8 protein-coding genes are annotated in these 10,661 nt (G+C 74.2%); 1 reads left to right on the plus strand and 7 read right to left on the minus strand.

Translation table 11 applies throughout. The annotated features are described in order from the left end of the window. The first annotated feature begins 14 nt into the window (after nucleotides 1–14). Nucleotides 15–476, plus strand: coding sequence for a MarR family winged helix-turn-helix transcriptional regulator (locus tag ACJOT3_RS10975; RefSeq protein ID WP_406971542.1), 462 nt, complete (start codon nucleotides 15–17; stop codon nucleotides 474–476). 60 nt (nucleotides 477–536) lie between these two features. On the opposite strand, the gene ACJOT3_RS10980 is transcribed toward ACJOT3_RS10975, so the two are convergent. The 7 genes from ACJOT3_RS10980 to ACJOT3_RS11010 form a co-directional block, all read right to left on the minus strand. Further along, the gene (locus ACJOT3_RS10980) at nucleotides 537–2,765 is read right to left on the minus strand and encodes an MMPL family transporter (RefSeq protein ID WP_406971544.1); all 2,229 of its coding nucleotides are present in this window, start codon (nucleotides 2,763–2,765) and stop codon (nucleotides 537–539) included. A 20-nt stretch (nucleotides 2,766–2,785) separates the two neighbouring features. Continuing rightward, nucleotides 2,786–3,988: an alpha/beta hydrolase gene (locus ACJOT3_RS10985; protein WP_406971546.1), complete on the minus strand. Its 1,203-nt coding sequence runs from the start codon at nucleotides 3,986–3,988 to the stop codon at nucleotides 2,786–2,788. Then, entirely contained in the window at nucleotides 3,985–5,139 is a 1,155-nt protein-coding gene (locus tag ACJOT3_RS10990) for an alpha/beta fold hydrolase (protein WP_406971548.1), read from the minus strand. The genes ACJOT3_RS10985 and ACJOT3_RS10990 overlap by 4 nt, the downstream gene beginning before the upstream one ends. Further along, on the minus strand, nucleotides 5,126–7,468 hold the full coding sequence (locus ACJOT3_RS10995; RefSeq protein ID WP_406971550.1) for an MMPL family transporter: 2,343 nt from the start codon (nucleotides 7,466–7,468) through the stop codon (nucleotides 5,126–5,128). The genes ACJOT3_RS10990 and ACJOT3_RS10995 overlap by 14 nt, the downstream gene beginning before the upstream one ends. 144 nt (nucleotides 7,469–7,612) lie before the next feature. Next, nucleotides 7,613–9,241 carry an FAD-dependent monooxygenase gene (locus ACJOT3_RS11000; protein ID WP_406971552.1) on the minus strand — a complete coding sequence of 543 codons (1,629 nt, stop codon included), beginning with the start codon at nucleotides 9,239–9,241 and terminating at the stop codon, nucleotides 7,613–7,615. After that, nucleotides 9,238–9,906 (minus strand): HAD family hydrolase, encoded by a 669-nt coding sequence (locus ACJOT3_RS11005; RefSeq protein WP_406971554.1) that lies wholly within the window; start codon nucleotides 9,904–9,906, stop codon nucleotides 9,238–9,240. Before ACJOT3_RS11005 ends, ACJOT3_RS11000 begins: the two co-directional genes overlap by 4 nt. Beyond that, on the minus strand, nucleotides 9,903–10,661 hold a 759-nt coding region (locus tag ACJOT3_RS11010), incomplete at its 5' end, for an AfsA-related hotdog domain-containing protein (protein WP_406971556.1). The genes ACJOT3_RS11010 and ACJOT3_RS11005, both read right to left, overlap by 4 nt.

Consider the following 10,661-nt stretch of genomic DNA (forward strand, 5'->3'; position numbering starts at 1 on the left):
AAGGCGGGTCGGGTATGGAGAACGCGTCGGGTTGGGAGACGCCCCTGTGGCACACGACCGGGTTCCGGCTGATCAAGCTGGGCGAGCTGGTCCAGGCCGTGACCCTCGACATTTTCAGTCCGCAGGAGATCACCTCCCGGCAGTTCCACGTGCTGGCCGCGGCCGAGGCGATGGTCGACCCCTCGCAGAAGGAGCTGAGCCACGCCCTGGGGGTGGACCCCAACGTGATGGTCGGCCTCATCGACGACCTGGAGTCCCGCGGGCTGGCCGAGCGCAAGCGCAACCCCAAGGACCGCCGGCGCTACATCGTGACGCCCACCCCCGAGTCGGCCCTGCTGCTCCAGAAGGCCCGCGAGGCGGTGTCCGCGGCCGAGGAGCAGTTCTTCGCCCCCCTCTCGCAGGAGGAGCGCGAGGTCCTGCACGAGCTGTCGGGGCGGCTGCTGGACGCCCACCCCCGGGTCACCAAGCACGAGTGACCCGGGGGTCCCGCCGGGGCCGCGAGGGGCGGTCCCCGGCGGCCCCGGCCGATCACCGCGCTACTCCGAGACGCCGAACCGGGCGTGCAGGCGCTTGAGCGGCGCGGGCGCCCACCAGTTGGCGTCGCCCGCCAGGCGCATGAACACCGGCACCAGCACCCCGCGGATGAGCGTGGCGTCCACGAGGATCACCACCGCCATCCCGATCGCCAGCATCATCAGGTAGAGCACGTCGGACACCGCGTAGGTGGCGAACGACGCGGCCAGGATGACCGCCGCCGCCGTGACCAGCGGGCCGCTGCGCTGCAGCCCGGCCGCGACCGCGCGGGTGTTGTCCCCGGTCAGGTCGTACTCCTCCTTGATCCGGGACATCATGAACACCTCGTAGTCCATGGAGAGCCCGAACGCGATGCAGAACATCAGGATCGGGAAGGTCGTCTCCAGGGTCCCGTTGGCGGTGAACCCGAGCAGCCCGGACAGGTTGCCCTCCTGGAAGATCCACACCATCACGCCGAACATCACCGCGAGGCTGAGCACGTTGAGCACGATCGCCTTGGCGGGCAGCAGCAGGCTCCCGGTCATGAGGAACAGCAGCACGAAGGTGATGGCCAGGATGAGCCCGAACACCAGGGGCACCTGCCCCAGCAGCGCCGCCCGGAAGTCGGCGAGGTCGGCCGGGTAGCCGCCGATCTCGGCCGCGGCAGGTGCGGGCACGTCCCGGATGCGCTCGATCAGCTCCGCGCCGTCGGCGATCGCCTCGGCCTCGGGCACGACGGAGAACCACGTGGCCTCGGCCGAGCCGAACCGGTCCTGCGCGCCCGGCTCGGGGCCCGCCACCTGCTGTCCGTCCACGTACCGGCCGGTGATCGCGTCCACCTGGTAGACGCCCTCCACCCGGGAGAGCTCGGCGGCGTAGCCGTCGGCGGACGCGTCCTCGGCTCCGGCGCCCGGCAGGTCGACGATCACCTGGACGGCGTCCATCTCCTCCTGGGCGAACCCGGTCTCGATCTGGTCCTGCACGTCGCGGCTGGAGTTGCCGGGGGGCAGCACCCGCGCGTCGGGCAGGCCGAAGTTCAGCCCCAGCGCCGGGGCGGCCAGCACCAGGACGACGATCAGGGCGGGCAGCCCCCACAGCACGGGGCGGCGCATCATCCGCAGGGCGGTGTCGTGCCACCAGCCGCGGTCGGGGTCGGGCTCGCGCTTGGGCCGGACCCGGTGCCCGATCTTGGCCAGCGCGGCGGGCAGGATGACCAGAGAGGCGAACACCGAGGTCAGCACCGTGCCCATGCCCGCGTAGGCGAAGGACTGCAGGAACGGGAACGGGAAGAGCATCAGGCACGACAGCGCGACGGCGACGGTCAGGCCGCTGAACGCGACGGTGCGCCCGGCCTTGGCGACCGCGGTCGCGACGGCGTCGGGGACCTCCCGGCCGCGGGCCAGCTCCTCCCGGAACCGGTTGATGACGAACAGGCTGTAGTCGACGCCCAGGCCCACGCCCATGACCAGGGTGAGGTTGGCGGCGAAGGTGGACACGTCGGTGATGTAGGTGACCCCGCGCAGCAGGGCCAGCGTGGTGATCACCGAGAACAGGCCCATGCCCAGGGTGAGCGCGGCCACCGAGAACCGGCGGTAGATGATGAACAGCAGCACGAACACCAGCGGGAAGATGATCGCCTCGGCGAGCAGGAAGTCCGCCTGGGCCTGCTGGGCGGCCTGGCGGAAGATCTCGTCGCCGCCGCCGACCTCCACCCGCAGGGTGCCGTCCTCGCGGGTGAAGTCCGGGGAGATCTCGCCGAGCGCGGTGCGGGCCTCGGTGACGGTCCCCTCCATGCGCACGGTGATGAGCGCCTGGGAGCCGTCCTCGGAGCGCATCGCCGGGGAGTCGCCGCGGCCCCAGTAGGAGGCGGTCTCGGCGACGCCCTCCCGGGAGGCCAGCTCGTTCTCCAGGGCGGTGCCGGCCGCGACGACGTCCGGGGCGTCCACGTCGCCGCCCTGCGCGGTCACCAGGAGCACGAAGTGGTGCTTGCCGGTGCCGAAGCCCTCCTCCAGGCGCTGTTCCACCAGTGCCGACTCCGAGCCCGGGCTCTCGAAGCGGCTCAGCAGCAGCCGGTCCATCGTGCCGGCGGCCAGGAACACCCCGAGCAGCGTCAGGACGATCGCCAGGACGACGACCCGGCCCGGGCGGCGGGCCAGGCCCTCCCCCAGGCGGGTCAGCAGGGGCGGGCGCTCCGGCGGGCCGCCGGGGCTGCCCGCGCCCGGGGGTGAGGCGGTGGTCGATGAGGTTGCCATGGTGCTCTCGCCTTCCAGGGTCAGGACGTGGGAGCGTGCCGGTCCATCCACTCGGCCGCCGTGTCGTACAGGAGTTCCGCGCCGGCGTCGATGGTGACGAAGTGCCCGGCGTCGGTGAGGGTGGTCTCGGTGACCTCGGGGCTGGAGGTGAACAGGCCCGGGTAGCCCTCGACCCCCTGGCGCAGCACGTCGTGGGCGCCGAAGACCAGGTGGACGGGGACGTCGATCTCCCCGACCAGGTCGAGGTCGTAGAGGATCGCCATGGGCTCGGAGACCATGACCCCGCACGGGTTGCGGCCCCACAGCCCCTCGACCTCGGCGACGACGGCCGGGTCGGCGTGGGGGCCGAGCCCGCCCTCGGTGAAGTCCTCCAGGGTGGGGTCGAAGTACACGTAGCCGCGGGGGTCGCCCGGGGATTCGTGCTCCTCGCCGCCCTCCAGGCAGGTGCGGTAGGCGGTGAGGAAGCGGCGGTTGGTGTCGTCGGTGATGCCGACGGCCGCCCAGCCGGTGAGCAGCAGCCCGTCCACGCCGCCGAAGGAGGCGGCGACGCTCTCGGCGACCAGGGCGCCGCTGGAGTGGCCGCCCAGGACGACGGTGTCGAAGGACACCGGGTCGTCGCCCTCGACCCCGTAGTCGCCCGCGCGCAACTGCTCGACCACCTGGTGGGCGATGTCGGCGTGGGCGCCGCTGCAGCTGGCGAACCCCTCGGGGATGTCGCTGGAGCCGTAGCCGAGGCGGTCGATGGTGACGGAGGCGTGCCCGCGCGCGGCGAGCTCGTCGACGTAGTTGCGGCCCTCGACGTCCAGGCGCCAGATCCATTCGCCGGTGTTGGTGCCGTGGACGAGCAGGGCGACGGCGGGCGCGTCGGCGGCCAGGACCTCTTCGGGGGCGGTCAGGTGTCCGCGGACCGTGTACTCCTCGCCGTCGGCGGAGCACTGGCCGCGGGTGCGGTTGACGTTGTCGACGGTGAACTCGACGGCCAGGTCCACGACACCGGGCGGGGTCGGGGCCGGTTCGCGGGGGGTCTCGGGGGCGGCCGGGGCCGCGCTGGTGGCCGCCGGGGCGCCCGCCGCGGGTCCGGCGGCGGGTTCTGTGGCGGTGGGCCCCGTTGCGGCGGCCGCGCCGGTGGCGGCCGCCGCGGCCAGCAGGAGGGAGGCGGCCAGGGCCGCGGCGCGCAGGCGGCGGCGGGGCGTGCGGTGCGGGGGTGTTCCGGTGGTGTTCACCGCTGTTCCTCCAGCCAGTCGGCCAGGGCCGTGCGCAGGTCGGCCGCCCCGGGTTCGAGGACGAGGTAGTGGCCCGCGTCCGCCACGGTGACGGTCTCGGTGTCGGGGGCCCCGGTGAAGAGCCCGGCGTGGTCGGCGCCGTCGGCCACACGGGTGTCGGCGTCGGCGAAGGCGAACAGCACGGGCACCCCGATGCGGTGGAGGTTGCGGGTGTCGGTGGCCAGCGCCTCGACCTGGGTGCCCAGGTCGCCGCAGGGCGTGCGGTCCTGGAGCCCGGCGGCCAGGGCGGCGACCGGGGTCGCGGGGTCGCTGAAGTTGGCCCGGGTGTAGGAGGTGCGGCCGACGTCCACGTAGGTGTATCCGGCCGGGTCCGCGGCATCGGGGTCGGGCGGTCCGGCCGCGGCGTCGGCGGGCACCCCGCCCTGCATGCAGGAGGCGAGGCCGCCGAAGAAGCGCGCGTTGGCGCGGTCGGTCACCCCGGTGCCGCTCCAGCCCAGCAGGGCCAGGGCGTCGGGGGCGGCGGGGCCGTCGAAGGAGTAGGCGGTGATCTGGGCGATCTGGGCGCCGCTGTGGTGCCCGGCCAGGACGACGGTGTCGAAGGACACCGGGTCCCCGCCCTCGACCCCGTAGTCGCCCGCGCGGACCTGCTCGATGACCTGGGCGGCCATGTCCGCCTGCGAGCCCAGGCACATCCCCAGGCCCGCCGGCCGCTCCCCGCCGTAGCCGAGGCGGTCGAAGGTCAGCGAGGTCTCGCCCAGCAGAGCCATCTCCTCGGTGTGGTGGTATCCCGGCTCGTCCAGCCGCCAGAACCACTCCCCCGCCGCCTGCCCGTGCTGGTAGACGGTGACGGCGGTGCCGTCCTGCTCCAGCGCCCCTGCGGGGCCGGTGAGGTGGCCCCGCAGGGTGTACTCCTCGCCGTCGCTGTTGCAGGGCAGCCGGGAGTCGTTGCGGTTGACGACGGTGAAGCTCACCGGGAGGTCGACGATGCCGGCGGCGGCCATGCGCTCGGCGGTGGCCCGCGCCCGCTCCTCGGCGGTGGGCTCGGGGGCGGCGGCCGGCCCGTCCTGCCCCGAGGGGAGCAGGACCAGCGCGGCGGCGGCCAGGGCGACGGCCGCGCCCGCGGCGATCAGGGTGTTCCTAGTCCCGGGCACGGGCCACCTCCGCGGTCTCTCGGGCGGGGTCGGCGCCGCGTTCGGGCACCGGGGTCGGCGCGGGCCCGGTGGGGGCCTGCGGGTCGGGGGTCCGCGGGGCGGCGGGGGCCGGGCCGGGTTCGGCGGCGTTCTCGCCCAGGGTGGCGTCGAAGAACCGGTGGAACCGGCGCAGCGGGCCGGGCGCCCACCAGGTGGCGCGGCCGGTCAGGCGCAGGACCGAGGGCACCAGCAGGCAGCGCACGACGGTGGCGTCGGCGATGACGGCCAGCGCCACGCCCCAGCCGAGCATCATCGTGTTGGTCACCCGGGAGGCGCCGATGACGATGAGGACGACCGCCAGGGCGACCGCGGCGGCGGTGATGATGCCGCCGGTGCGCCGGAGCCCGAGTTCGACGGCCGTGCGGTGGTCGCCGGTGCGGTCGTACTCCTCGCGCATCCGGGACAGCAGGAAGACCCCGTAGTCCATCGACAGGCCGAAGGCGATGCAGAACATGAGCACCGGCAGGGCCGTGTCGATGAAGCCGGTCGGGGTGAACCCCAGCGGCCCGGAGAGGTTGCCGTCCTGGAACACCCAGACCACGGCGCCGAACATGGCGGTGAGGCTGAGCGCGTTGAACAGCACCGACAGCAGGGGCAGGAGAACGCTGCCGGTGAGCAGGTAGACCAGGACCAGCATGCCGGCGACGACCACGGCCAGGGTGGCCGGGACGCGTTCGGCGATGGCCGCCTGGGCGTCCACGACCGCGGCGGCCTGGCCGGTGACCGAGACCTCCAGGGAGGTGTCGACCGCGCGGATGTCGCGGACCAGGTTCTGGCTCTCCAGGGAGATGTCCTCGACCCCGGCGTCCGGGATGACCTGGATGTAGGCCAGGTCCTCGGACTCGCGCAGGGCGTCAACGGGGGTGCGCTCGCGCAGGTGGGCGCCGTCGGTGTGGACGCCCAGCGGGGAGCGGACCTCCTCGACGTGGTCCAGGCGCGAGAGGGCGGCGGCGTAGTCGTCCAGCTGCCCGGTGTCGGTGTCCTGCGGGGCCTGGTGGACGAGCACGTCGACGGCGCCGGTGGCGGTGGAGCCGAAGTCCGTGCGGATGGTGTCCATGACCTCGCGCGACTCGACCCCGGCGGGCAGCTGGCGGTCGTCGGCCATGCCGAACTCCACCCGCAGGAAGGGCAGCCCGACCGCGATCAGCAGCGCCAGGGAGATCAGGGCGAACACGGGTGCCCGCCCCATGACCGCCCGGGTCAGCCGGCCCCAGCGCCGGTCGGCGGCCTCCTCCGGGGACAGGGCCGAGCCCCGGCGCAGCAGGCGGCGCGGGTCCAGCGCGTTGACGCGCGGGCCCAGCAGGGTGAGCACGGCCGGCAGCACGACCAGGGAGGTCAGGGCGGCCAGCAGCACCACGGTCACGCCGGAGTAGGCGAAGGAGCGCAGGAAGTACAGGGGGAAGAACAGCATCGCGGCCAGGGCGGCCGAGATGGCCAGGGCGGAGAAGACGACGGTGCGCCCGGCGGTGCGCACGGTGGTGAGGGTGGCCTGCGCGGGTGGCACGCCGGTGGCGAGTTCGGCCCGGAAGCGGCGGACCATGAGCAGGGCGTAGTCGATCGACAGCCCCAGTCCGAGCGCGATGGTGAGGTTCTGGGCGAACACCGACACGTCGGTGAACCCGGCGATCGCCCACAGCACCGCGTTGGTGCCGATGATCGACACCACCCCGACCAGCAGGGGCAGGGACGCCGAGACGACGCTGCCGTAGACCCACACGAGGATCAGCAGCGTCAGGGGCAGGGCGATCACCTCCGAGCGGACCAGGTCCTCGGCGATGGTGGCCTCGATGTCGTTGAGGACGGCGGTCTGCCCGCCGACGCCGACGGTGAGGAGCCCGTGGTCGCCGCCGTAGCGTTCGGCGAGGTCGGCCACGGCCGCTCCGGCCTCGGCCTCGGTGCCGGCGACGTGCGCGGCGATGAGGGCGCGGGTGCCGTCGTCGGACTTGAGCTCGTCGGAGCCGGTCTGCCAGTAGGAGGTGACCCCGGCGACGCCGTCCTCGTAGGCCAGGCCTTCGGCCAGGCCCAGGGCCCGGGCGGCGACCTCGCGGTCGTCCACCCCGGCCTCGGCGGTCACCAGCAGGATCAGGTTGGGCCTGCTGTCGGGGAAGTGGTCCTCCAGGATCTCGGCGGCCCGGGCCGATTCCGAGGAGGGGTCCTCGGTGCCCTGGCCCGCCCGGAGGCGGTCGGCGACACCGGAGCCCAGGACCACCGCGCCGATCACCATCAGGAGTGAGACCGCCAGGACCCACCAGGGCCTGCGCGTGGTGAGCCGGGTCAGCGCGTCGAGCATCGTGTCACCCCCGTTCGTCGTTCGCGGGCGGGACCGCCGATGGCGGCCGGAGTACTCCGGCCGCCATCACGGGTGCCGTCGCCGCCACAGTACCGTATAAACATGCGACGATCATCAACCTAAACGATAGGGTTCACATACCATTTACCTGAGGGACCGCTCGGCACCGGGCAGCGGGATCCCGCCCAGGAACACCTCCGGACGCCAGTCCGCGTCCAGCCGGGCGACCGAGGCGACGACCGCGTCCGGGCGGACGTGGACCACCCACCCGGTCCCGCCCCCGGCGCCCTCGGCGAGCCGGGCGACGTCGTGGTCGCCCTCCGGTCCGGCCGACCCGGCGGTGAACAGCAGCACGTCCACGTCGTCGGCGACGCGCTCGCGCAGCCCGGCCGCGGCCCTCTGTACGCGCTCCGCCGGACCGCCGCCCACCAGCAGCACGTGCCGGCCCGAGGCGAGGTACTCGTGCAGGCTCCGGGCGCCGGTCCCCCGGACCGGGACCAGCGGGGCGTCGCCGATGCGCCGCCCCGGCAGGGCGCCGCCCACCGCGTCGCGGGCCCGCCACCCGGCGGGGGCCGCCGTGACGGCGGGGCTCTGCGACAGGTCCGGGGCGATCTGCGCCAGCTGCGGCACCAGCCGCTTCTCCAGCAGCCCCGAGGCCGACAGGGCGCGCATCAGGGTGTCGCGCACCAGCCGGGCCAGCGGGGACCGCGCCATCCAGGTGCGGGTCTGCTGGTCGGCGCTGCGCACCACCGCCCTGGCGGTCGGGCGGCGCTCCAGCGGGTAGCTGTCCAGCAGCCCCTCCGAGGCGCCCCGCAGGACCGCGGCGAGCTTCCAGGCCAGGTCGAACCCGTCCTGGATGCCCGTGTTGAGGCCCTGGCCGCCCGCCGGGCTGTGCAGGTGGGCGGCGTCCCCGGCGATGAGGACCCGGCCGCGGCGGAACTCGCGGGCCACCCGGGCGTGCACCCGGAAGCGGCTGCGCCACCACACGGTGTCCACACGCAGGCCCTTCGGGCCGCGTTCGGCCAGCAGCCGGGCGATCAGCGCGTCGTCGGGCGGGGCGGTCTCCCCGTCCGGGGCGATGTCGAAGAACACCCGGTGCCCGCCGCCGGGCAGCGGCACCACCACGAGCACCCCGTCGGGGGTCAGGTGGTACTGGGCCTCCCTGGCCGGGGTCGGGCCGCTCACGACACCGTCCGCCAGCAGGAACACCCGGTCGTAGGTGTCGCCCTCGAAGGCCACGCCCAGGGACTCGCGGACGGTGCTGCGGCTGCCGTCGGCGGCCACCACCCAGGGGACGGTGACCTCCTCCGCGGGCCGGGCCCCGCCGTCGGGACCCAGGGCGACCCGGACCCCGCCCTCGACGGGCTCCGCCGCGTGGACCCGGGTGGACCACTCGACGGAGCCGCCCAGGGCGAGCAGGCGGTCGTACAGGGCCTGCTCCACCCCGGGCTGGGGCAGGCAGATCGGGCCGGGGAAGGCCGTGTCGGCCAGCCCGCCGAAGCGGACCCCGCCGATGCGCCGGCCCGCGGAGAAGTAGGACGCCGACTCCAGGGGCAGGGAGCGGTCGACCACCTCCCGGTCCACGCCCAGGCGGCGCAGGACCTCCAGGGCCCCGCTCCACAGGATGAGGGCCTTGGGCTCCTCGGCCACCCCGGCGCGGCGTTCGACCACGCGGCAGGGCACCCCGTTCTGCAGCAGGGTGCAGGCGGCCGCCAGCCCCGTGGGGCCGGCGCCGACCACCAGCACCGGGGGGTGCGGGTCGGGGGTGCTCACCGCGCCCCCTCGACCCGCGCGGGCGCACCCGAGACCTTGAGCAGGGAGGTGATCTCCTGGACCGCCTGCGCGTTGTCCTGGAAGCGGACCGTGGCCATGCCCAGCTCTGCGGCGGGCTTGAGGTTGTCCTCCAGGTCGTCCACGAACAGGCACCGGTCCGGGGTCAGGCCCAGCCGGGCCAGGAGGCGCTCGTAGATCTCGGTGTCGGGCTTGCGCACGCCCTCGTGCGCGGAGTTCACCACGACCTCGAACAGCTCGTCGGCGGGGACGGTGGCCCGCCACAGGCCCTCCCACTCCACGACGTTGTTGGTGAGCAGGGCCAGCCGGTAGCCGTCCATGCTCAGGCCGCGCAGGAAGTCGGCGAACTCGTGGTTGCCGGTGCGTCCGGCGAACCACAGCTCGCCGAAGGTGCGGTCCTCGGGCAAGGCCCATCCCCCCTCGGGCAGTTCGGCGGCGATGGAGGCGACCATCTCCGCCTCCGTGATGGCCCCGACCTCCAGCAGCGCTATGGGATCGGCGCCGACCTTGGCCGCGGCGGCGCCGATCGCCGTGAGGATGGCGTCGGCGGTCAGGTCGACGGTCCGGGCGAAGTGCTCCAGGGTCTCGTGGAGCGGGTTGGTGAGGACGCCGCCGTAGTCGCACACGACGGCCTCGATACGGTTCACGCCCACTGGGCCACCTCGATCCGGAACGCGCTGTTGGTGGTGCCCTGCTGGTTGACGCGGACGTCCACGCCGACGACCGGGCCGAACCGCTCGTCGGAGCGGAAGGGGGCGAGGTCGGCCTCCACCGTGGTGGGCAGGTCGTTCTCGCAGAAGGACGAGAAGGACGCCTCCACCGACACCGGGACCAGGGTCGCCGGGTCCAGGCCCGCGGAGCGGGCCACGGAGGCCACCGCCACCTGGCGGGCGGCCTCGATGAGGAGGTTGCCGGGCAGGTGGTCCAGCGGGTGGTCGAACAGGTGCGGGTGGCCGTGGTCGGGGACCACGGTGGCCCGCCAGCCCTCGTCGCCGCGCTGGACCGGCTCGGTGATGACGACGTTGCGCGGGTCTCGGCGGCCCACCACGGCGGGCGGGGCCGGGACCGCCCGGGGCGCGGCCGCGGCGCTCCAGTCCAGGGCCTCGCGGCCCTTGGCGCGCAGCGCCTGGTAGGCGGGGCGGCCCAGGAAGATGAGCGCGCCGGTGGCCTTGGCCACCTCGGAGCCGTTGATGAGGACCTCGCCGCGGAAGTCGTAGCCCCGCAGCTTGCCCGCCTTGTTGCGGTACAGGTCCGCGTCGGATCGGGTCAGGACCCGCGCGGGCTCGGCGCCCTGGCGCAGGCCGTCGAGGTCGGTGATGTGCAGCGACATGCGGTGCATGATGAACGCCCGGTCCATGGGGACGTCCAGGTGCCGGTGCGAGACGAGCACTCCGGTCTGGCG

The sequence above is a fragment of the Nocardiopsis protaetiae genome (genome assembly GCF_045446735.1).
GTDB lineage: Bacteria > Actinomycetota > Actinomycetes > Streptosporangiales > Streptosporangiaceae > Nocardiopsis > Nocardiopsis protaetiae.

Bases quoted from the DNA above. Each gene is read 5' to 3' on its own strand.
- ACJOT3_RS10975 (WP_406971542.1), top strand. From the start codon at position 15: ATGGAGAACGCGTCGGGTTGGGAGACGCCCCTGTGGCACACGACCGGG.
- ACJOT3_RS10980 (WP_406971544.1), bottom strand. From the start codon at position 2,765: ATGGCAACCTCATCGACCACCGCCTCACCCCCGGGCGCGGGCAGCCCC.
- ACJOT3_RS10995 (WP_406971550.1), bottom strand. From the start codon at position 7,468: ATGCTCGACGCGCTGACCCGGCTCACCACGCGCAGGCCCTGGTGGGTC.